Raw genomic sequence first — 22,385 nt, 5'->3', positions numbered from 1 at the left:
TGATCAATTATTGCAAATAATATACCTAAATTGTTATATTTTAAAGCATATATGTGTTTTTTATTGGTTTTCTCAATTTTCTAAATATTTTTTTACGTAATTTGTTTCCCCTTACAATTTTTGATTTTGTGTTGAATTTAAGTTGACCTAAAGTTTTCTTTCAAGTTATAGTTAAATAAAAAGGAAAAGAAGGTGTGTAATGAAGAATAAAAGTGACGTTATTTATATTCATCCCCAAAAAAGAATCATTTCTCAAAGAAAAAACTATTTTTACCTTATTTTTACAGGCGTGTTTTTTTTGATTATTGGCTTGCTTAGCGATTCTTTATCGAATAACCTCGTAGGATTAATGGTGATCATAACCTCCCCCAGTAATCTTTTGACCGACTATATTGCTTTAGGTGGATTTGGAAGCGCATTTATGAATGTAGGACTCCTCACATTATCTTCTGTCTTACTAGCCTATCGCCATAAAGTCATGTTGAATGGTGCGATGTTTGCTTCCATATTGACTGTCGCAGGTTTTTCATTCTTTGGGAAAAATCTATACAATTCCATCTCCATTATCCTCGGTGTTTATTTATATGCCTATTTTATGCACAAACCATTTTCTCAATATGTAATGATTGGCTTATTTGGTAGTGCACTCTCCCCTGTTGTCAGCTATATTACATTCGGAATGGGTTTACCAATCCTTCAAGGTGCTTTCCTGGGTAATTTAGCCGGTTTGATCGCTGGCTTTTTATTGCCGATCCTAGCTGTTCAGACTCTGACCTTTCATCGTGGTTTTACACTTTATAATATCGGTTTTACTTCAGGGTTGATTGCTATGTTGGTGACAGGTATCCTTCGGCAATTTAGTTATTCGATCGAAGTGCATTCGATTCTCTCGACTGATTACCATCATGAATTGACTTGGATCATTTTTTTATTCTTTTTATTAACCGCTGTTTGTGGCTTCTTCTTTAATGCATTCAAATTGAAAGGATTACGTGAAATCTTTGAGTCTTCTGGAAAACTTACAACAGATTTCATCGGCACATCAGGTATCGGCGCCACCTTGATCAATATGGGCTTGGTTGGCTTGTTATTGATGTCGTATGTCTTGCTGGTCGGTGGTGTGCTAAATGGACCTGTGGTGGGAGGAATCATCTCAGTAGCTGGTTTCAGCTCATTTGGAAGTCATGTTAAAAATTGTTTTCCGATTTTGATTGGTATCTACATTGCCTCAATATTAGGAACAATGCATGATATGACCGAAACAACCATGCTCGTAGCTGCGATTTTCGGTACAGGCCTTGCCCCGATCAGTGGATTTTATGGCGGCGTTTATGGAGTGATTGCAGGCTTTTTACATATTACTCTTGTCCATAATCTCAGCACATTACACGGAGGATTGAATCTATATAATAGTGGGTTTTCAACGGGATTTATTGCTGGTATACTAGTGCCTATCCTAGAAAATTTTACGTTTGCAGGGAAGGGAAAGAACGCACATGGAAATGGAAAAAGAACTATCAAAGAGGATCATTGATGAATTTCTCACGTATTTTTACGAACATGAGATCAATGAGATTCGTATTGGCTTAGAATATACAGATGAAGGACTATATATCGAATTTCAAGGAACAACAAAAAATTCGCCAAAAGATTTGAATACATTGGCCTCACTGTTGAATACACCTAGAGATCCTAGTATGGAGATCTATTACCACGAATTGCTAGGTACCCCTTCCCATGGCCAAGAATCCTATCGATTACTTGGGAATCTGATCGATGATGTGGAAATCATGTATGATTCGCCAATTTTAAACATCAAGATTTTTCGCCGGATTTAAATGTGAAATAGCCATGAAAGTTTTATAGATCATAAAATTAAGTAAATAAGACTCTAGATGGATGTTTTATTTTGTTTCATCCTCTATACTTGGTTTGAACTTACAAAATTGTTTGTTGTTTCTCACTTGAAATAGTGGCGCGCAGTTACGCTTTTCAGGTAAAATACAATTATCAGATGAAAACTTCGAAGGAGTTGACTAGGGATGAACGTTGCAGTATCTCGTAAATTAATGAATATTATATCGATCATCGGTATTGGTTTATCAATTGCACTCACGATTTATTTTATTAATCTAGGCGTCTTTAAAGATTTGAACGCATTAAGAGGTCTTGTAGGTGATTCAATTATTTTAGGACCGATAATCTTTATCTTGATCCAAATACTGCAAGTCGTTATACCGATCATTCCTGGAGGGATCAGCACCGCAGCAGGTGTCCTGATTTTTGGTCCTTACGCTGGCTTTATCTATAATTATGTTGGTATTTGTATCGGTTCGATCATTATTTTCCTATTAGGTAGAAAATATGGAAAACCATTTATCCTGTCGATGATTAGTGATAAAACATATGACAAATATATTGGTTGGCTAGAAAACCAAAGTCGTTTTGAAAAGCTTTTTGCGCTAGCGATCTTTTTACCAGTAGCACCAGACGATGCCTTGTGTTTAATGGCTGGCTTGACAAATATCTCAGTCAAAAAATACACGTTGATTATTTTGATTGCTAAACCCTTATCGATCTTTTTGTACAGCATGGCATTGATTTATGGTGGTAACTTCCTGACTGGCTTGTTAGGATGATTTCTTAATAGATACACTGTGAGTACTGCAATGAAAGGTTCCTGCAGTACTCCTTTTTTATGTTTTTTGCGCTATAATGTTAGGAGTAGGTGATAATAATGATCGTTTATTTAAAACGAAGTTTAGGAAATGCTTGGGATTTCTTGAAAGGAACACAAGCTTATTTTCGTGATGTAGTTCTAATGCATGGGTTTATTTTGTTTATTTGTTTGCCTTTGCTTGGTAGTATGACACGCTTGATTTTACAACGTGGGTCGATCGATTATCTTTCAACGGATAATATCCCCACACTGATTTCGCAACATCCAGGAGTTTTCTTCTCCTTGATTGCTGTCTTATTGTTGATTTTGCTCTTAGTCTATTTTGAGTTTACTTTTTTGCTAATGAGTGTTTATTTCATCAAAAAACAAGAACCAATTTCATTGAAGCAATTATTGCAGTTGACCATCCGACAAATAAAAAAAGTTCGTCCGATGATTTTTTTATTTTTCTTAGCTTACTTTTTTTTGATTTTACCGATCAGCGGGTTAAGTTTTAATTCAGATTTACTTTCTAAAATAAAAATCCCTGCATTTATTATGGATTTTATTTTTACTAATCGCTGGATCATCGTAAGTTCTTTTCTACTCGTCTATGTCTTCCTCGGTTATATCGGCATTCGTTTAATCTTTGCATTACCTGAAATGATTTTAAGAGATCGCCCATTTCGTGAAGCGATCCGTGAGAGTTGGCGTTTGACCAAAGCACGTTTTTTTGCGATTTCAGGTCAATTTTTAGTGATCAGTGGTACAATTTTATTGATTTCAACAATCAGTTACTTGGCGATCTTGTCAGGTCAGATCTTTGTTGAGGAATATTTTTCCGATTACTCATTGATTAGTGCTGTTTTTGCCATGACACTCTTACAAGGTGTTCTTTTGTTCAATATCGTGATGTCCACCGTCGGAATTTTTTACGTCATTGTAGACTTTATGGATGATGAAGGTTTCTTACCAGATATTCCCAGCTGGTTCTCTTCACAAGAAGTGCCAAAAAAACACACAGCTTTAAAAAATACTGCGTTTACTTTATTTGCTGTTTTCTTCGGTGTTGGTGTTTGTATTTACAATATGAATTACCTGACATCTGCTTCTGAAACAAAACCTCTAACGATTTCCCATCGTGGCGTTAGCTTAGGAAACAGCGCACAAAACACGATAGCTGCACTAGAAAAGACGAGCAAAGATTATCATCCAGATTATGTAGAAATGGACATCCAAGAAACAAAAGATGGTCAATTCGTGGTCATGCATGATTTCAATTTAAGAAATTTGACTGGAGTCAATAAAGCACCGCAAGACCTAACTTTAGCAGAACTGGAAAAATTAACTGTGACTGAAAATGGTGCCAAAGAGCCATTGGTTTCATTCGATACGTATTTAAACCGAGCAAATGAACTGAACCAAAAATTATTGATCGAAATCAAAACGACTCGAAAAGACTCGGATGATTTAGTTGAAAATTTTGTTGAAAAATACGAAGAAACTATTTTAACGCATAGACATATTTTACAAAGTTTGACTTACCAAACAGTGTCCGATTTAAAAGCGGAAAACCCTAATTTTTACGTTGGCTATATTTTGCCTTTTAATCTAGTTGGTCCTCCAGTAACACCTGCCGACTTCTTAACCATGGAGTACAGTACGATCAATCGTAATTTCATTGATTCTGCCCATCAAGATGGCAAGAAAGTCTATGTATGGACACCCAATGAGGCAGACGATATGAGCCGGATGATGTTTTATGGTGTAGATGGTATCATTACAGATGATATGAAAGCATTGAATGATACGATCAAAGACTCTGAAGGAGAAATTACTTACTCTGACAAGTTATTAAACTTTGTTCTTGGTGTTGGTTAATATAAAAACGTGTCGCTAACTATCCCACTGGATAAGTAAGCGACACGTTTTGTTTAGTTTATCTTTGCTTTGATTCCTTAATAGCTCGAACGACTGCTAAAACAGCAGGGATAGCAGATATAACTGCTAGAAAAATGCTTAGTTTACCAGAATTTTTTCTTTTTTGCATAGCGATTCGCCCCCTTTCTTTTATTATAATGAAGTTTGCGAAATATCTCAAAGCAAGTGTTTGCTCGACGCTTTCAATTTTCACTATTTTGATTCCTGTTCTGCTATTATTTCAGTCATTTCAACCCAAAATATGACAATTTTGTTTGAACATTATCCCCCACTGTTCGTGAGTCGGAACCAAAAAAGAGATACACTAGGCTTAAAGAGGTGAATAATGATGGTCTATATTCAAACTGGTATATTTATCTTATTGATGATTGGATTATTGATGGGAATCTCAGAGAATTAATTTCAAGTAAACTAGTAACAGCTATCTTATAGCACATTTATTGCCCAAATTTTAAAATGGTGCTAAACTTAAGGTGTATTCGGAATTTTTATGAAAAGTTTCATGAATACACAAATACCAATGAAAGGAGAGATATCTATGACATTCACAAAAACAAGCATCAGCTATCGTGTAGCATTTGATAGTTCAACGAATCGCTTCATGGCAATCGATGCACTGAACGAACAACATATCGCTTATGGAATCACCATTGAGCAAGCAGTAAAAGCGCTACACGAATCTAACTAAGGAGTGTTCCCTTTTCATGTCAGCTGATAATTCTAGAGAGAATTAAAAGACGTTTTTGGCTAAACGAGCCATAGAAACGTCTTTTTTGTTTGCTCCAAATAATAAGAATATCTTAGCAGCACTTTTAAGAAAATCCTATCGATCATTTTTTGTTCTTCCCTGCTCCTCTGAGAAATCACGCCATTTTTTCAAACGTACTTTAACAAAATCAGGTACAGGTATTCCTAGTTTCCTTAGATTTTCAATAACAGACAAGCCATAGATTGCACAATACGAAAAAACCAAAGCAATACCAATTGCTTCAAAACCTGTAATTTTTAGATAAGGATAAGCAATCAAAACAATAAGTAAAATCAACAAATATTTGATCATATCTTTAATCACAGAACGTTTGAATCGTTTCTTTTTTCCTGTTTTCAGACAGATACCGCTAATAAAATCAAGACATAGAATCAATACAAAAATCTGAATGTACACATTACTTACAAGATTTCTAAACTCATTCAATACCACAGCATTCTCTACAATCATTGTGCTCACCCTCCACTTTCTGGAATACTTTACCTTTGTTTGATCTTACCTATCGCCACAGATTACTTCAATTTGATTACAATTCAATGTTCATCATCTTTGACACTGAATAACTTTTAAGCTATTATGAAGTCAATAGAAATCATCGGAATACGCTCAATCTTAAGCATGCTCTATCGAAAGAACTTTTAAGTAACTTTATTCTTAACTTTTCGAACAATTGAATCAGTGTATAAACAAACTATAATAGCTTAAAAGCTAATTGTCAACAATAATAACTTTTATGCTATTTAAATTTCAAGAAAGGTGGTTCCTTATGACACTAGTTGCGCGAATCAAACAATTAGCAGAAGAAAAAAAAGTAACCTTTGCTGAAGTCGAACGTGCCGTAGGAATCTCTAATGGCCAGATCCGAAGATGGGATCGCGTTTCACCAAAGTCGGAAAATTTAAAAAAAGTAGCGGATTATTTTGGGGTAACAACTGATTTCTTATTAGGCAGCAACCAAGCGCCAAAATGGGCAAATAAAGATGATTTATTTGAGTTAGACAAAATGCTCAATTCAAATGTCAATATGGCGTATGGTGGAGAAACATTGACAGAACAAGAAAAGCAACGTGTGAAAGATGTATTGACGGGGCTTTTCTGGGAATTTCGAAAACGTGGCAAAGAGAAGTGAGCATATATGGAGATGGATATTATCAAATTAGTAAGCGAACTGAAGCGTACCTATGATACCGCCAATCCTTTTGTGATTGCTGAAAAATTAGGAATCGAAATCAGATATGTTTCTTTTCTCGATAATCCAAAAGGACAGTTTCAAGAACTATTAGGCTCCCCTATTATTTTATTGAACAACTCACTGAAAGAATCAGAAGAACGTTTTTACATTTGTGCCCATGAACTTGGACACGCTTTGTTCCATCGAGAAATATCTAGTTACTATGTATCCTCTAGAAATTCAAGAAGCAAGTCTGAAAGCGAAGCTAACTGCTTTGCTTCGAACTTGATCGTTTCCTTGTACAAAGAAGATACGGAAACCTGCCCAAGAGAAGTGGAAGAACTGACAAGACTTTATGGTCTTCCAGAGAGTTGTTATCGGTTTTTGATTTAATACAGAATAAGCTACAGGTCTTTTTTCTCAAAGTCTTGTAGTTTTATATTTTTTTCTATAAAAGACAAAATAATAGATTTTACAAAAAGTATAATTCGATATAATATGACTACCTTCGTTGGGACAAATCATTTTTATTAAAAACAGTAAGCGATTTGCTTACTGTTTTTTTCTTCATCACCAATTCTGCTTTTTTCTTTCATCAACAAAAAATATGTTACAATAACTTTATAAAATTTCAGGAGAATGTACTATGAATTTTCATCCTCAAAAAAGTATCATGCATAAATTGATTCAGTTACAAAGGCAAGACCATTCCATCGTTGCTGCTGTTGTAGACAACAAAAATATGATTGTATCCATCGGAAAAACTACTGTCTTAGATGAGCATGATCCCACTTCTCATGCTGAAGTAAACGCCGTCAGAAGTGCGTGTGAGCAATTAAAAACACATATATTACCTGAGGGATATTGGTTATATAGCACTTTTGAACCATGTCCTTTGTGTAGCTCAGTGATTATTTGGGCGGGAATAGTTAAGTAAAATTTTGTCTCGGATTTATTCGTTTTAAATCTAAAAAATAATAAAACCTTATGACAAGTTTATATTATACTTTTCCTATTAAATTCTTTTCTATCACCTACACCAACTGCCCAAACCAACCATTTCCTTTAGTTACTTCTCAATATCCCAATTTTTCATATAGCTCTTCATGTTATGTTTTTATATAAACTTCACTAAAATCTATTTCCCATAATAGATGTTCACTTATTTAAACTAACTTCTGGCTCAAATGCTTTCCTTGATATGTTGATGTGACAAAATAGTTAAAATATCAAAGGTATATCCATTTGTGTCGCTAATATCTTCTTCTATACGAGTCCAAAATCCCACACCTTTGTCTCTTTCTTTTGCGCTGATCACTGATTCCCAATCTACAAATTTTTTCTTCATTTCTCCACTATTCACTATATAGTTTGCTGTTTTCCAATCAAAGTGACTAATATAGTTAGCCCCTTTTAGCCAGATGGAACATCTATTTGTCAAGATCAAGTAGTCCATATAGTTTTCCTCTTAGGACTTTTTAATAACAAAAAAACCATCTCACAAAGAGATGGTTCAAATTCGTCTATTGAATTATTTATTGATATTTACTGCTTGTGGTCCACGTTGACCATCTTCAATATCATAAGTAACTGCTTGACCTTCATCTAAAGTCTTAAAGCCTTCACCTTGGATCGCTGAAAAATGTGCAAACACATCTTGTCCATCTTCACCTGTGATAAATCCAAAACCTTTGTCTGAGTTAAACCATTTTACTGTACCGTTATTCATATATATTTCCTCCTATTACGTAGATCATACGTGTTTTGTTGCAATTAACATTACTTGGTAAAAGGAGTTTTTATAGTGTGAATATATCCCTCAGATTACGTTTCAAATTAGATTACTTATTTAATATACCATGTATTACCTAAGAATACAAACATTTACGCTTATTCTTTTGATTTATCATTCTAGTAGGATAAGTTTGTACCATTCACATTTTTATTTTGTCAATGTGTACTCGATGCCATGGATCGTAATATTTTGGATAGTATCAGGCCATCCTTTGCTCTGCCATTTCCCTTCATTTGCCTGCTTTTCAATTTGATCAGCACCTTGGTTATAAAACTTCACTTGGTTTTTATTTGTACCAAGGATCTTTATGTGGATTTGGGGGCAATTGGTAGCGATATTTATCTGGATTGATCATATATCCTCTGTTCGTGCCACCAAATGACGCTTCTCTCCATTTATACTTTTTTCCTTCTATTCTCATGGTAGAACCTAGAAGACTAGAGCCACGTTCCTCCTTTGCTGTCACATCTTTACTATTCCAAAACATACTCCCACTTAATAAAACTGTTATACCTAAAAATAATCACTAAAATTCTCTTCATGAAAAAATGCTCCTATCAATTTTTTGAATCCGCTTAATCTTACCAATGATCTATGAAAAAATATGAGACTCCATTGATTTTTACTAAGAGTAAGCTTACGAAAACGTCACATCGATGTTCAACAAACACGAACGAAGATGTCTGCATACTTGTTTTACTTATTCAGCTAACTGATTCATCGCTTAGTATGAACCGATCCTATTCATTCGGATCCTTCATTCTTCAAATTTTTTTCTAATACTCGCATCAATCGTCCAAACCGATCGTTTTCCTTAGTTACTTCCTGATAACCCCATTTTTCATATAACCCTTCATGTTGAGTTGTTATATATACACTACTGAAACCAATTTCCTTTAGTTTGTTTTCACCTGTTGCAACTAATTTTTGGCTGATATGTTTCCCTCGATATTCTGGGGCGACAAAAACAGTGGCAATGTTAGGCGTGTAGTCCTTCGTATCAATAATGTCTTTTTTTACAAGAGTACAAAATCCTACAACATGATTTCCATCTTTTGCAATAATCACGGATTCCCAATCTGTAAATTCTTGTTTTTCCATTTTATCTGCTATATATTTTGCTGCTTTCCATTCAAATTGACGGATAGAATTAGCTACTGAAAGCCAATCAGAATGTTTTTGGGTTATAATGACATATTCCATATACTTTTCCTCTTTTCTAATTACTTTAAGCGCATTTGATTCTCTGATTTTACGCATATCAAAAATAGCGTGATGTTTCAAAAACTTAATAAAGTGACAGAATAGTTATTCCTTTTTGATCGATCCATTCTCTCATGTCCGGAAGAATCATCTATTGTTCTTTGAATTTTATGAATGATATAAAATTTCATGTATCACTTATCAACCACTTATGGTGATTCTTGCTATCTCTACCTACTGATCATTAAATAATAGTTTACTTGATTTTTCAAATGTTTCCAAAATTTTCGTATCTATTTCTAATAACAAAAAAACCATCTCACAAGGAGATGGTTCAAATTCGTCTATTGAATTATTTATTGATATTTACTGCTTGTGGTCCACGTTGACCATCTTCGATATCATAAGTAACTGCTTGACCTTCATCTAAAGTCTTAAAGCCTTCACCTTGGATCGCTGAAAAATGTACAAACACATCTTGTCCATCTTCACCTGTGATAAATCCAAAACCTTTGTCTGAGTTAAACCATTTTACTGTACCGTTATTCATATATATTTCCTCCTATTACGTAGATCATACGTGTTTTGTTGCAATTAACATTACTTGGTAAAAGGAGTTTTTATAGTGTGAATATATCCCTCAGATTACGTTTCAAATTAGATTACTTATTTAATATACCATGTAGCAGCTAAGAACACAAATAATAACTCTCGCACAACTTAATTAGAGTTTATGCTATCTATCTTTAGTCAAAACAAGTTTAATGTAAGTTATTATTATCACCATGTATATATTTTTATTATAAATATTTTTCTCTGATGAATAATATCCTTAGTAACCACACTTCTTTTATACCGTTAATTATAATAGCTTAATTCAAGATTATTAGTATGATAATGGTAATTTGGATGGCTTATCTTTTTACAATATATATTTGAAGTGTACGATAAATAATATATATGGGAGAAATTATAATGAAAAAAATTGTTTTTATTGGTATGGTAACTAGTCTTCTTTTACTTGCTGCTTATGAGACAACTACCTCAAAAAATACAGAGTCAGATATCCAATCTATAAGTTCAATGAATGAAGAAAGTTCGTCTCAAGAAAATTCATCAGTATTTAAACATTCACAAATTCAAGAGGTTATAAATTCTACTCAATCATCTGAGGTAACAACGGAATCAACGGATGCTTCTTCGCCTCTTATAGGTAATGCAATAACCTCTCAGGAACGAGCAATGCAAGTACTTATCAGTGATTCTCCTGAATTACAAAATGAGGACATTGTGATTGCTTTCTATGAAATGATTGAATCAGACTATCTATTCAATGCACAAAGTCAATCAATTCTTGAACAAGGAGGATCAGGATCGGTAGGGTTTTATCGAGTATCTAAGGAAGGAATGATCACACTAACTGATGCAAAAGGAAACACAGTTTTATTGTTAAAAAAAATTTAGTAGGCTTTTTTTGTCGATCAACCTTGATAATACTATACTACCTCCATAAATATTTTCTCACTCCATTTATACTCGGTGGTAAAGAAATATCTATCCCCAAGATATATGCTCACCTCTCTCTCCTTGTCAAAGAACATGCTGTAAGTAAATCAGATAATTTTTTAAATACTCAAGATAAGAAAACATTTGGTCAAGTGGTCCAATTTACATCAAAAAAAGACAGCCAATAACTGGCTGTCTTTCTTCATGTAGTACCATTTGTAGTACCAAAAATAAAATGGTGCCTACATGTTTAGTCGTTTTCATTACTAAGAATCTTCTCTAAACCCTATCCTAAAGGCGATCGTTCAACTCTTTCGCCAACTCTTCAAACCCTGGTTTACCTAGTAAAGCGAACATGTTTTTCTTGTAAGCTTCTACTCCTGGTTGGTCGAATGGGTTGATACCATTCAAGTAACCTGAAATGCCAACAGCAATTTCAAAGAAGTACATAGTGTAACCTAATGTGTAAGCATCCATTGTAGGGATTTTAACTAATAGGTTTGGTACATCGCCGTCTGTATGAGCTAATAATGTACCTTCAAAAGCTTTTGTATTTACAAAGTCGATTTCTTTTCCTTGTAAATAACCAAGTCCGTCCAAGTCTTCTGCTTGTTCTGGAATTGTAATCGATTTACGTGGTTTTTCAACTTTTACGATTGTTTCGAAGATATTGCGACGTCCTTCTTGGATGTATTGTCCAAGTGAGTGCAAGTCTGTTGAGAAGTTTGCACTTGAAGGGTAGATTCCTTTTTGATCTTTACCTTCTGATTCGCCGAATAATTGTTTCCACCACTCAGAGAAATATTGCATTCCTGGCTCGTAGTTGATCAATAATTCAGTAACTTTGCCTTTACGGTAAAGAATATTACGCATTGCTGCATATTGGTAAGCTTCGTTTTCTTCAAGTTTGTCGCTTGAATAAGCTTTGCTTGCATCGGCAGCACCTTGCATCAAGGCATCGATATCTGCTCCGCTTGCGGCGATCGGTAATAAACCAACTGCTGTCAATACAGAGAAACGTCCACCGACATCATCAGGAATCACAAATGTTTCCCATCCTTCTGCGTCTGCTTCTACTTTAACAGCCCCTTTTGCTTTGTCTGTTGTAGCGTAGATGCGTTTGTTTGCTTCTTCTTGACCATATTTTTTAACAAGTAATTCTTTGAATACACGGAATGCAATGGCTGGCTCAGTCGTTGTTCCTGATTTTGAAATGACATTTACTGAGAAGTCACGGTCGCCGATCACTTCGATCAAGTCAGCAAGATAAGTTGAGCTGATTGAGTTTCCAGCGAAGAAAATTTGTGGTGTTTGACGTTTGTCGCTTCCCAACAAGTTGTAGAAGGTATGTTGTAAGAAATCGATTGCTGCACGAGCACCTAAATAAGAACCACCGATACCGATGACCACAAGGACTTCAGAATCAGATTGGATTTTCTTAGCAGCAGCTTTGATACGAGCAAATTCTTCTTTGTCGTAGTTCGTAGGTAGGTCGATCCATCCTCGGAAATCGCTACCTGCGCCAGTTCCTTCTCGCAATAATTTGTCTGCAGCAGTAACTTGACTCTGCATATAGCCTAACTCATGTTCATTGACAAATGGTGCAACTTTTGAATAGTCAAAATGAATGTGTGCCATTTTTGTTCCTCCTTAAAAGTTTCAATCTACAGATATACTTTACGTTTTTTTTTATTATTTTTCAAGCAAATATGCGAGAAGCTTCTAATATTTACAAGAAACTTCCAATTTTTTAGACTAAACCTTGCATAGCCATTACTTTTGCGACTTTTTCAAAACCTGCCACATTGGCGCCAAGCAAAAGATTTTTTTCGTTGCCAAATTCTTTGGCAGTTTGACGACATGTTTGATAGATCGTTGCCATGATCTCATCAAGTTGCGCATCAACTTGGCTGCTTTCCCACACCAATCGTTGTGAATTTTGGCTCATTTCTAGCGCAGATACAGCTACACCACCAGCATTGGCAGCTTTTCCTGGGCAATACCAGATGTCTGCTTTTTCATAGACTGAAACAGCATCTAATGTGGATGGCATGTTCGCACCTTCTGCGACGATTTTAACGCCATTTTCTACAAGGATCTCTGCCAATTGTCCATCGATTTCATTTTGTGTTGCACAAGGTAAAGCAATATCAGCCGCTTGTTTCAAAGTCCAAACCGATTCATTTGCGTGGTATTCAGCCGATGAGCGTTCTTTGGCGTATTCTGTTAAACGGGCTCTTTTGACTTCTTTCAATTCTTTTAATAGATCAAGATCGATACCTTCTGGGTCATAGATATAGCCACCTGAATCAGAACAAGTAACCACTTTCCCTCCTAATTCATGGACTTTTTCGATTGCATAGATTGCCACATTCCCACTGCCTGAAACCATCACTGTTTTGTCAGCAAATGAATCTTGTTCTTCGTTCAATAGATGTTTCACATAATAAACTAAGCCATACCCTGTTGCTTCTGTTCGGATCTTACTTCCCCAGAAATCTAAAGGTTTCCCTGTCAAAACGCCTGCATCATATTGTTTCAATCGTTTATAGGCACCATACATATAGCCGATTTCACGAGCACCTACACCGATGTCGCCTGCCGGCACATCAATTGAAGGTCCGATATGTTTTGCCAGTTCCAACATAAAACTTTGACAAAAGCGCATGATTTCATTATCCGATTTTCCTTTTGGGTCAAAATCACTTCCGCCTTTACCGCCACCGATTGGTAGGCCTGTCAGACTGTTCTTGAAAATTTGTTCAAATGCTAAGAATTTTAAAATACTTAAATTGACACTTGGATGAAAACGTAAGCCACCTTTATATGGTCCGATGGCTGAATTGTATTGAATACGATACCCACGATTCACTTGCCAATTCCCTTGATCATCTTGCCAAGGAACACGGAATTGGATCACTCGTTCTGGTTCAACTAAAATCCCTAGAATATTTTTTTCAATGTATTCTGGATTTTTTTCTAAAAATTGGATGACCGTAGGCATAAATTCATCGACCGCTTGCAGAAACTCGATTTGGCCGTCATCTTTTTGGTGAAGTTTTTCTTGTATCGCTTGTACGTATTCTTTTGCATTTGACATAGGTTCACGCTCCTTTATTCATCTGACTTTATTTTAGCTTATTTCAATCATAGGTCAAAACATTTTCTGCGCATCGTCTTCAAATATGCTACACTCTCTGTGAGGTGAGAAAATGGAAAAAACTTATGACGTGATTGTTGTTGGCGCAGGAACAAGTGGTATGATGGCCGCAATCAGTGCAGCCGAGTATGGTGCCAATGTCTTGTTGATCGAAAAAAATAAAAAAGCAGGTAAAAAATTATTGATGACTGGTGGCGGTCGATGTAATGTCACAAATAATCGCCCTGTTGATGATTTGATTGCGCATATCCCAGGAAATGGTAAATTTTTATATAGTACGTTTTCTCAATACAACAATTTTGACATCATGGAATTCTTTGAATCACAAGGAGTTCACTTAAAAGAAGAAGATCACGGACGGATGTTTCCAGTGACAAATAAATCAAAAACGATCATTGAAGCGCTGGTTCATCGTCTGAATGAATTGAACGTCACGATGTTTTTTGGTGAACGTGTAGAAAAATTGATCCATAAGGACAACCAAATCTATGGTGTGCGTACTGAATTTGATGAATTTAAAGCAAAATGCGTCATTTTGACGACTGGCGGACGCACCTATCCTTCTACTGGTGCAACGGGTGATGGGTATAAATTGGTCAAAAAAGTAGGCCACACGATCACACCACTTTATGCAACAGAGTCTCCTTTGATTTCTGAGGAGTCATTTATTGCGGATAAAGTGTTGCAAGGTCTTTCTTTACAAGATATCACGTTACGTGTCTTGAACCAAAAAGGAAAAGTGATCACGGAACACACGATGGATCTTTTATTTACCCATTTTGGGATCTCTGGACCAGCAGCTTTAAGGTGTTCCAGTTTCATCAACAATGAGCTACAAAAAACGCAGGCACCTGTAACTGTTTCTTTAGATTGCTTCCCGATGAAGTCAGTCGAAGAACTGATACGGGAGTTAGTGGAACTAAGTAAGGAGTCGAAAAAGAATTTGATCAATTCGTGGCGTGGTTTTCTACCTGAACGTCTACTCCAATTTTATCTTGAACGGCTAGAAATGACCGAACTAACTGGTAGCCAAACATCTGAAAAACAAATCCAAGAATTTGCTGAATTATGTAAAAACTTTGAGCTATTGATCCATAAGACATTTCCCATCGAGAAATCTTTTGTTACTGGTGGTGGAGTTTCATTAAAAGAAGTCAATCCAAAAACCATGGAAAGCAAAGTATTGAACGGCTTGTTTTTTGGCGGTGAATTACTTGATGTAAATGGGTATACAGGTGGCTTTAATATCACGGCAGCTTTTGCTACGGGACGTGTTTCAGGAATGCACGCAGCGCTGCAAAGTCAATGGTAAGAGACAAAAAAGCAAAACATTGCTTGCATGAAACATCCATGAAAGGCAACGCGTATCGTTCGCCTTTCATGGATCGATCTTTCAGCATTTGTTTTGCTTTTTGTTTGTGGTTTTTAAATTTTGATATCGACAAATGTCGCATTGGTCAACTCAGCGATTGCTTTTGGAGCAAGTTCCATTTGCAGTCCGCGTTTTCCAGCAGAAATAATGATCTGGTCATATTCTTTTGCCTTTTCTTCAATAAATGTTGGGAATAATTTTTTCATACCAATTGGTGAACAGCCACCTCGAATATATCCGGTTGTTTTTTCCAAGTCCTTGAGATGGAGCATTTCTACTTTTTTATTGCCGGAGACTTTTGCTAGTTTTTTTAAATCAAGTTCAGTGCTTCCAGGGATAACGGCAACGATCGGGCCTGTATTATTCCCCACTGCTACTAATGTTTTAAAAATTCGTGATTCACTTCCTGGCAACTGAGCAGCAACGGATGAGGCACTGATATGTGCTTCATCCCAAGCATATTCATGTTCTGTATAAGCAATCTTTTTTTGTTCTACCATACGTATAGCATTAGTTTTTACTGGTTTCTTCTTTGCCAAAATCTTCACCTTCGTCTAGCTTAATTTTCATTGAGTAAACTAATGATTTGTTTTAATTCTTTAACTGGTAATTGGCCAGGTGCAGAAGCTCGTGTCGCATCTAACGCACCGAAAGTGATGGCTGAACCTGTCACGTTGCCTGCAAGTCGAGAGACCATGCCAAGTTCACCCATTGACATAGTGACTAGAGGCATCGACACAAACGCATGAGCGCGACGAGTCAATTCCATCAACCGTAAAACATCACGTTCATTATTTGGCATCACAGCAATTTTTCCGATACTTGCACCAAAATGTTCCATCATATTCAAACGGTACAGCAAGACCGGATCTGCTGGTGTTTCTTTAAAATCATGACTACTGATGACCAGTGGGATCTGGCGGCGGTGGATATCATGGAGCAGATCCTTTTCCATACTTTCGATTTTGAACAACTCAATATCTAGCATTTCCACTAATTCTGTGTCGATCAAAAATTTATACAGATCGTGATAGTCTTTGATTGAAATATCTTGCGTTCCACCTTCTTCTAAACTTCGAAAAGTCAAAAGCAATGGAAGTCTTTCTAACATTTCATAGATCAGCACTAACGTTTCCTTTAGTTGAACTTTGTTGAAGACATCATGATAACAATCAAGACGCCATTCAGCCAAATCAGCACCGGCTTCCCTCGCCAGGATTGCTTCTCTCAGAAGTTCCTCGCGCGTTGTACCAGTCAAGGGCGCACAGACTTTTGGACGTCCAGTACCAAATCTTACTCCTTTTACTTGAAACATTTACTTCACGCCCTCTCTATTTTTTTATTTCATAAACAAATACCTTTAAATAATTTCCTTCCGGGAAAGAATCAATGGTTTGAAAATCATCAGGTAAACGATAAACGCCGCTGATTTGGTATTGATACTCAGCAGAGATTAGTTCATCTTCAATCATTGCTCGAAATTGATCAATCGACACATTGGCTGCATTTGTTGAGGCAATCAGGATTCCTTCATCGGCTAAGATCGACAAGCTATCTTTCACTAATTCACCATAATTTTTAGCTACACGAAAGACTTTTTTCTTGTTCCGAGCAAAACTTGGAGGGTCCAAAACGATTACATCATAAGAGAAACCTTTGCGTTGTGCATATTTAAAGTATTCAAAAACATCCATAACGATGATTTTATGGGCATCAGGTATCAACCCGTTGACCTCAAATTGTTCACGAGTTTTTTTCAAACTTCGTTTTGCTAGGTCTACACTTGTCGTTTCTATTGCCCCACCCATAGCAGCAGCTACAGAAAAAGCACCGGTATAGCTGAACATATTCAGTACTGATTTCCCTAAAGCTAAGCCATCGATCAATGCGCCTCTGACTTCTTTTTGATCAAGGAAAATTCCGGTCATCAGGCCTTCATTCAAATAAGTGGCATAAGTCACTCCATTTTCTTGGATAAGTAGTGGTTCTTTGGCCTCTTCTCCAGTCACATGCTGGCTCTCCGGTAATTGTGTTGTTTCAAAGCGAATTTTTTCGTAGATTCCGACAATTTCAGGATAAGCAGCTTGAAAAGCTTTTAATAGAACTCCACGAGCCAAATATAAGGTTTCATTGTACCAAGAAAAGACAGCAAAGCTATCGTAGTAGTCAATGATCAAACCACCGATCCCATCTCCTTCTCCATTGAACAAACGAAAAGCTGTTGTCTGCTCATCATTAAAATAGCTTGTCCTTTTTTCTTTAGCTGTCAAAAATTTTATTTCAAAAAATGATTGATCAAATGGTTCATCCTTTTGACTGAGTACCCAACCAATTCCTTTGTTTTGTTTTCCTAAATAGCCTTTTCCTAAAAATTTTCCTTGCTGATCAATTAATTCTACCCATTCTGTCGTTTTTTTCATTTGCACTAGATCTTCTTCTTGGATCAATGGATAGCCTTTTAAAAATTTCTTGACTACTCTTTTTTTTATTGTTAGTTTCATTGGCTCACCTGCTTTTTCATTCTCCCTTTTAGTATAACAAAAAACACGCTTCTTGTCTTAGAGATTCCTTGTCTTGTAGGTAGTTTCCCTTAGAAAAGAGCTAAAATAAAAACTCCTTATCTCCCACTAAAACTAAATACACGTGTTCCGAAAGTAGCTCCTTCAGAAAAAATTTGGAAAAAACGACAATTTGAAGAATGATTTTCGATTTTCCATGATGATTTCTCAGTGCTGCGCACCTTTGTCCTCCCTCTTCATGTGTAGATTTTTGCACAAAACTTAGCGATCTTAAAGAAAATCTTAATCTATCAAGCTTGATTTGTACTTTCAATTGACACTATTTTGGTCTACTAGTAAAATAGTTAGGAGTACGTGAGTCGTGAGTATGTTTCATGCCACTCTTTTTTTATGTAAGAGTGCAGAAAGGAAGATTAATTTGAAAATAAAAACACCCGCTTTTTTAAATAAAAGGCTCGGATTTTTTACTTTACTAGCCGTTTTGTTATGGGTCAAAACGATTGCTACTTATCTATTTGATTTCCATTTAGGGATCGAGAGTGGCATCCAATATTTTATCTTGTTCATCAACCCAATCGCAACGACTATCCTTCTTTTAGGGATTGCCTTATATGTTAGACGAACGAAAGCAGCGTATATCACGATGCTAGTCATCTATTTCTTGTTGACCTTGCTCTTATTTTCTAACATCATCTACTATCGTGAGTTCACTGATTTTATTACGATCAACGCGATCCTAGGCGCCGGAAAAGTCGCAAGTGGTTTAGGCGAAAGTGCCTTACGGTTATTCCGCCCTTATGATGTCCTTTATTGGATCGATATCATTTTGATCATTGCGCTTTTAGCAACGAAAAAAATCAAAATGGACCCACGTCCTGTGCGCGCTCGAATGGCGTTTGCCTTTACTACCTTAGCAGTGATGATCTTTTCTGGAAATCTATTTTTAGCTGAAGCGGATCGCCCAGAGTTATTGACACGTACATTCTCTCGTGATTATTTAGTTAAATATCTTGGACTGAACGCGTTCATGGTATACGACGGTATCCAAACGTACCAAACGAACCAAGTACGAGCTGAAGCAAGTCCAAATGACATGAAAGAAGTAGCCACTTACGTCAAAGAACATTATGCGCAACCAAACCAAGATCTTTATGGATTAGCTGAGGGCAAGAATGTTATCTATATCCATTTAGAAAGCTTACAACAGTTTGTGATCGATTATAAACTGAAAGACGAAAATGGCGTAGAACATGAAGTAACACCTTTCTTGAATAGTTTATTCCACAGTAATGAAACATTCAGTTTTGACAATTTCTTCCATCAAGTAAAAGCTGGAAAAACAAGTGATGCAGAGACATTGATGGAAAATTCATTATTCGGTTTGAACCAAGGATCACTATTCACTCAACTTGGTGGTAAGAATACTTTCCAAGCAGCACCAAATATTTTAAAACAAACAAAAGGGTATACCAGTGCAGCGTTCCATGGGAATGCTGGTACATTCTGGAACCGTAACGAAACTTATAAGAGTTTTGGGTATGATTACTTCTTTGATGCTTCATACTATGACGTGAATGACGATAACTCATTCCAATACGGTTTACATGACAAACCATTCTTTGAACAATCCGTCCAATATTTAGAACGGATGCAACAACCATTCTACTCAAAATTCATTGCTGTATCGAATCACTTCCCTTATTCAAAATTCACGAATGAGGAAGCTGGATTCCCTGTAGCTAATACGAATGATGAAACAATCAATGGTTACTTTGCGACAGCTAACTATTTAGACACAGCGGTAGAAGAATTCTTCAACTATTTAAAAGCAAGTGGCTTGTATGAAAACTCAGTCATCGTCTTATACGGTGACCACTACGGGATCTCTAATACAAGAAACAAATCTTTAGCTGAATTAGTTGGTAAAACAAGTTCGACATGGACAAATTTTGATAATGCAGCGATGCAACGCGTGCCATATATGATCCATATCCCCGGACAAACAAAAGGCGGAATCAATCATACGTACGGCGGCCAAGTCGATGCTTTACCGACATTGCTTCATTTGTTAGGTGTGGATTCAAAAAATTATATCCAATTAGGACAAGATCTCTTCTCACCTGATAATAACCAGTTAGTCGCTTTCCGTGATGGTGACTTCGTTTCACCTAAGTACACCTATTATGGTGGAGCTGTCTACAATACCCAAACAGGTGAAGTCCTATCCGATATGACTGAAGAACAACAAGCAGAAGTTACTGCCTTACGTGAAGCAGTCAGCAAGCAACTCGCCGTTTCAGACCAGATCAACAATGGCGATCTACTTCGATTTTATACAGAAAGTGGTTTAGAACCACTTGATACTTCTAAGTTTGATTACAAAAATGGTTTGCGACATCTAAGTGATACCGAACGTTCACTTGGTGACAAATCAACAAGCGTCTTCAGTGAGAACAACAACCAAACGACACAAAATCTGTACGAAACTAAAACCTTCCAAGATATCCATGGTATTCCTACTGAGGAACCCACGGATAGTGAAGATTCAGTGGAAAATAACGAATGAACAACGTGAGAACAAGTAGCTAATGTTATCACTCAACGAACAGCACTCGAGGAAATCCTTTCTTCGGGTGTTTTTTTGATCTATAACTAGAGATATAAATAGATTTGCTTATTTCTACTCAGTAATTTTTTCTTACCAGCACGATTGAAAGTGCAAAGAGATGCTACTAACCATATTAAATATACCTCTTCCCCCTCCTACCTACTCTAAGTCTGAAAGGATTAAGATCCCAGACAAATCATTAGATTCTTGGGGATTCATCGCTTGTTCATAGATCTTGAAATTGATACATTTCCCTATTAGTTTTGCACTAGAGCTCATAGTACGACCAAAAGAATAGCATTACTAAAGAAGTTTTTATACGCCTTCAGGTTCCCTTTGCTTGTCCTACTTGATCAGCCTCCCTTTATTTCGGTTTTTCACTAAATGATTTTCATACTTTATTCATATTCATTTTTTATACTATTCTTGAGGTGAAAAGTATGAATATGATCCGTTATTCTACCGCACGATTACTTTACTACAAAAAACAAACATTTCTATATACTTTGTTTTCAAGCTTTTCTGCTTTTCTATTATTGATCAGCTTCAACTTATATAATCTACAAACCACTTTACACAAACAAATCCAAGATCGGGTGTTGATATTTGATGCTTCTGATATCAAAGAGAACTTACCTTCATCAGAAACGCTTCAACAAGCCTATCTGGTTGTGATTAGTTGTATACTAGCACTGTTTGCCTTGTGTTTCTTTTTTTTCTTTTTACTCTCACTCTATCGTCATCGTATGGAAATCATCAATTGGCGATTAGCGGGTCTTTCCAAACCAAAAATGTTCTTCTTTATTTTTTGGCAATCCTTGATTCCATTAGTTCTTAGTTGCCTTGGCGTTCTTTTGATCGTTTTTGCTTTCCAAAATGGCTATCAAGCTTTACTCCAAAAAATCAATTTGACTTTGTTAGATTTCTTCGAACTACCGAATTTACCAAGTGTCTTTTCTTCTGGAAATGGTTTATCGATCTCGATTGACCAAAATAGTTTTTTTATGATCGATTTTTTTAGCGATAACTTTTTAGTAGATACCTTAAAAGGGATCGGACAGACGATCATTTGTTTAGTTAGTATTAGCACATTACTTAGTACCGGTCTTTTCATGATTTCAAATCGACTTTTAAAAAGAAAGAAGCTGATCATTGATGAACCAACATGATTCACTGATATCATTTAGCGGTTTTACTGTTCTGATCGGTTCGCAAGCCGAACAACAGGTGATTTTCACAGAGATCAAAGCACAACTCCTTGCTTCAGAACGAACTGATCTGATGATCGTTCAAAAAAATTGGCCGTTCTTCCCATACCTTAATTTAAAAGAACAAGTATTTTTGGACATCCCCGAAAAACAAAAAAAAGCCAAACAGGAACAAGCGCAAGCTAAGCTAATGATAGATTCCTCGCTGCTCAAAAAATCAGTAAGTGAATTGAGCACGTATGAAAGAATCATATTGCAACTGATGCATGCGATTCTCGCAGATAAAAAGAAACTGATCATCGAAGACCCTATCGATGATTTATCGATTATCGAGATTCAAGATCTTTTGACAAATCTTTGCGATTTAGTCAACGATCATTCTTTTTCGATTTTATTGATGACTCATGATCTTTCCATTGCCGAAAGTCCATATGTCACTGATTGTAAAGAAGCTAGTTGACTTGTGTTTGTTAA

Annotated in this window: 26 protein-coding genes; 13 read left to right on the top strand and 13 right to left on the bottom strand. The window is 36.2% G+C overall.

Annotation, left to right across the window (positions count from 1 at the left end):
* Window positions 1-199: 199 nt before the first annotated feature.
* From P3R27_RS03390 to P3R27_RS03375, 4 genes are all read left to right on the top strand, one after another.
* Window positions 200-1,534, top strand: a complete 1,335-nt coding sequence (locus P3R27_RS03390; RefSeq protein WP_126134181.1) for a DUF1576 domain-containing protein — start codon at window positions 200-202, stop codon at window positions 1,532-1,534.
* Window positions 1,503-1,838: a hypothetical protein gene (locus tag P3R27_RS03385; protein WP_200868950.1), complete on the top strand. Its 336-nt coding sequence runs from the start codon at window positions 1,503-1,505 to the stop codon at window positions 1,836-1,838. The genes P3R27_RS03390 and P3R27_RS03385 overlap by 32 nt, the downstream gene beginning before the upstream one ends.
* A 204-nt stretch (window positions 1,839-2,042) precedes the next feature.
* Window positions 2,043-2,639: a TVP38/TMEM64 family protein gene (locus tag P3R27_RS03380; protein WP_034687704.1), complete on the top strand. Its 597-nt coding sequence runs from the start codon at window positions 2,043-2,045 to the stop codon at window positions 2,637-2,639.
* A gap of 101 nt (window positions 2,640-2,740) precedes the next feature.
* Window positions 2,741-4,540: a glycerophosphoryl diester phosphodiesterase membrane domain-containing protein gene (locus tag P3R27_RS03375; protein ID WP_301357277.1), complete on the top strand. Its 1,800-nt coding sequence runs from the start codon at window positions 2,741-2,743 to the stop codon at window positions 4,538-4,540.
* A 58-nt stretch (window positions 4,541-4,598) separates the two neighbouring features.
* Here the strand turns inward: P3R27_RS03375 and P3R27_RS03370 are convergent, their stop codons facing one another.
* The gene (locus tag P3R27_RS03370; RefSeq protein ID WP_034687708.1) at window positions 4,599-4,793 is read right to left on the bottom strand and encodes a hypothetical protein; all 195 of its coding nucleotides are present in this window, start codon (window positions 4,791-4,793) and stop codon (window positions 4,599-4,601) included.
* Window positions 4,794-5,138: 345 nt separating this feature from the next.
* Here P3R27_RS03370 and P3R27_RS03365 point away from each other — a divergent pair, with 345 nt between their 5' ends.
* Window positions 5,139-5,288: a hypothetical protein gene (locus P3R27_RS03365; RefSeq protein WP_164546244.1), complete on the top strand. Its 150-nt coding sequence runs from the start codon at window positions 5,139-5,141 to the stop codon at window positions 5,286-5,288.
* A 135-nt stretch (window positions 5,289-5,423) separates the two neighbouring features.
* On the opposite strand, the gene P3R27_RS03360 is transcribed toward P3R27_RS03365, so the two are convergent.
* On the bottom strand, window positions 5,424-5,819 hold the full coding sequence (locus P3R27_RS03360) for a phage holin family protein (protein ID WP_034687712.1): 396 nt from the start codon (window positions 5,817-5,819) through the stop codon (window positions 5,424-5,426).
* A gap of 316 nt (window positions 5,820-6,135) precedes the next feature.
* Between P3R27_RS03360 and P3R27_RS03355 the strand changes: the two genes are divergently transcribed.
* The 3 genes from P3R27_RS03355 (at window position 6,136) to P3R27_RS03345 (ending at window position 7,477) form a co-directional block, all read left to right on the top strand.
* Window positions 6,136-6,498: a helix-turn-helix domain-containing protein gene (locus P3R27_RS03355; RefSeq protein ID WP_010735116.1), complete on the top strand. Its 363-nt coding sequence runs from the start codon at window positions 6,136-6,138 to the stop codon at window positions 6,496-6,498.
* Between the two features lie 6 nt (window positions 6,499-6,504).
* Window positions 6,505-6,933 carry an ImmA/IrrE family metallo-endopeptidase gene (locus tag P3R27_RS03350; protein WP_301357273.1) on the top strand — a complete coding sequence of 143 codons (429 nt, stop codon included), beginning with the start codon at window positions 6,505-6,507 and terminating at the stop codon, window positions 6,931-6,933.
* Between the two features lie 253 nt (window positions 6,934-7,186).
* A complete protein-coding gene (locus tag P3R27_RS03345; protein WP_051536107.1) occupies window positions 7,187-7,477 on the top strand; it encodes a nucleoside deaminase in 291 nt (96 codons plus the stop codon).
* 246 nt (window positions 7,478-7,723) lie between these two features.
* Here P3R27_RS03345 and P3R27_RS03340 read toward each other — a convergent pair whose 3' ends face one another.
* The 6 genes from P3R27_RS03340 to P3R27_RS03315 all read right to left on the bottom strand — a co-directional run bounded on the left by P3R27_RS03340 (window position 7,724) and on the right by P3R27_RS03315 (window position 10,088).
* Window positions 7,724-7,996 carry a hypothetical protein gene (locus P3R27_RS03340; RefSeq protein WP_034687717.1) on the bottom strand — a complete coding sequence of 91 codons (273 nt, stop codon included), beginning with the start codon at window positions 7,994-7,996 and terminating at the stop codon, window positions 7,724-7,726.
* A gap of 75 nt (window positions 7,997-8,071) precedes the next feature.
* A complete protein-coding gene (locus P3R27_RS03335) occupies window positions 8,072-8,269 on the bottom strand; it encodes a cold-shock protein (RefSeq protein WP_010735111.1) in 198 nt (65 codons plus the stop codon).
* Window positions 8,270-8,482: 213 nt separating this feature from the next.
* Window positions 8,483-8,614 (bottom strand): hypothetical protein, encoded by a 132-nt coding sequence (locus P3R27_RS03330; RefSeq protein WP_268745013.1) that lies wholly within the window; start codon window positions 8,612-8,614, stop codon window positions 8,483-8,485.
* Window positions 8,615-8,621: 7 nt separating this feature from the next.
* The gene (locus P3R27_RS03325; RefSeq protein ID WP_235186293.1) at window positions 8,622-8,822 is read right to left on the bottom strand and encodes a hypothetical protein; all 201 of its coding nucleotides are present in this window, start codon (window positions 8,820-8,822) and stop codon (window positions 8,622-8,624) included.
* A gap of 257 nt (window positions 8,823-9,079) precedes the next feature.
* Window positions 9,080-9,538, bottom strand: a complete 459-nt coding sequence (locus tag P3R27_RS03320) for a GNAT family N-acetyltransferase (protein WP_034687719.1) — start codon at window positions 9,536-9,538, stop codon at window positions 9,080-9,082.
* A 352-nt stretch (window positions 9,539-9,890) separates the two neighbouring features.
* Window positions 9,891-10,088 (bottom strand): cold-shock protein, encoded by a 198-nt coding sequence (locus P3R27_RS03315; protein ID WP_301357275.1) that lies wholly within the window; start codon window positions 10,086-10,088, stop codon window positions 9,891-9,893.
* Between the two features lie 425 nt (window positions 10,089-10,513).
* Between P3R27_RS03315 and P3R27_RS03310 the strand changes: the two genes are divergently transcribed.
* Complete coding sequence (locus tag P3R27_RS03310) at window positions 10,514-11,002, top strand: hypothetical protein (protein ID WP_034687721.1); 489 nt, start codon at window positions 10,514-10,516, stop codon at window positions 11,000-11,002.
* A 333-nt stretch (window positions 11,003-11,335) separates the two neighbouring features.
* On the opposite strand, the gene P3R27_RS03305 is transcribed toward P3R27_RS03310, so the two are convergent.
* Both P3R27_RS03305 and gdhA read right to left on the bottom strand, forming a co-directional pair.
* On the bottom strand, window positions 11,336-12,682 hold the full coding sequence (locus P3R27_RS03305) for a glucose-6-phosphate isomerase (RefSeq protein ID WP_034687722.1): 1,347 nt from the start codon (window positions 12,680-12,682) through the stop codon (window positions 11,336-11,338).
* Between the two features lie 112 nt (window positions 12,683-12,794).
* Window positions 12,795-14,144 (bottom strand): NADP-specific glutamate dehydrogenase, encoded by a 1,350-nt coding sequence (gdhA, locus tag P3R27_RS03300; protein ID WP_034687723.1) that lies wholly within the window; start codon window positions 14,142-14,144, stop codon window positions 12,795-12,797.
* 112 nt (window positions 14,145-14,256) lie between these two features.
* Here gdhA and P3R27_RS03295 point away from each other — a divergent pair, with 112 nt between their 5' ends.
* A complete protein-coding gene (locus tag P3R27_RS03295; protein ID WP_284592176.1) occupies window positions 14,257-15,516 on the top strand; it encodes a BaiN/RdsA family NAD(P)/FAD-dependent oxidoreductase in 1,260 nt (419 codons plus the stop codon).
* A 113-nt stretch (window positions 15,517-15,629) separates the two neighbouring features.
* Here the strand turns inward: P3R27_RS03295 and ybaK are convergent, their stop codons facing one another.
* Genes ybaK through P3R27_RS03280 form a run of 3 tightly spaced genes read right to left on the bottom strand, consistent with a single transcriptional unit; the run spans window position 15,630 to window position 18,077 of the window.
* Window positions 15,630-16,115, bottom strand: a complete 486-nt coding sequence (gene ybaK / locus P3R27_RS03290; protein ID WP_284592175.1) for a Cys-tRNA(Pro) deacylase — start codon at window positions 16,113-16,115, stop codon at window positions 15,630-15,632.
* 20 nt (window positions 16,116-16,135) lie between these two features.
* Window positions 16,136-16,891, bottom strand: coding sequence for a type I 3-dehydroquinate dehydratase (gene aroD, locus P3R27_RS03285; protein WP_034687728.1), 756 nt, complete (start codon window positions 16,889-16,891; stop codon window positions 16,136-16,138).
* Window positions 16,892-16,907: 16 nt separating this feature from the next.
* Window positions 16,908-18,077 (bottom strand): class I SAM-dependent rRNA methyltransferase, encoded by a 1,170-nt coding sequence (locus P3R27_RS03280; RefSeq protein ID WP_034687729.1) that lies wholly within the window; start codon window positions 18,075-18,077, stop codon window positions 16,908-16,910.
* Window positions 18,078-18,513: 436 nt separating this feature from the next.
* Here P3R27_RS03280 and P3R27_RS03275 point away from each other — a divergent pair, with 436 nt between their 5' ends.
* From P3R27_RS03275 to P3R27_RS03265, 3 genes are all read left to right on the top strand, one after another.
* Window positions 18,514-20,661: an LTA synthase family protein gene (locus P3R27_RS03275; protein WP_034687731.1), complete on the top strand. Its 2,148-nt coding sequence runs from the start codon at window positions 18,514-18,516 to the stop codon at window positions 20,659-20,661.
* A gap of 482 nt (window positions 20,662-21,143) precedes the next feature.
* Complete coding sequence (locus P3R27_RS03270; protein ID WP_126134182.1) at window positions 21,144-21,872, top strand: hypothetical protein; 729 nt, start codon at window positions 21,144-21,146, stop codon at window positions 21,870-21,872.
* Entirely contained in the window at window positions 21,859-22,371 is a 513-nt protein-coding gene (locus P3R27_RS03265) for a hypothetical protein (protein ID WP_034687733.1), read from the top strand. The genes P3R27_RS03270 and P3R27_RS03265 overlap by 14 nt, the downstream gene beginning before the upstream one ends.
* The last annotated feature ends 14 nt before the right edge of the window (window positions 22,372-22,385 follow it).

Source organism: Enterococcus spodopteracolus (assembly GCF_030441955.1).
In the GTDB taxonomy this organism is placed as follows: Bacteria; Bacillota; Bacilli; order Lactobacillales; family Enterococcaceae; genus Enterococcus_B; species Enterococcus_B spodopteracolus.
The sequence above is the reverse complement of the archived record's forward strand: the minus strand, read 5'-3'. Positions and strand labels throughout refer to the sequence as shown.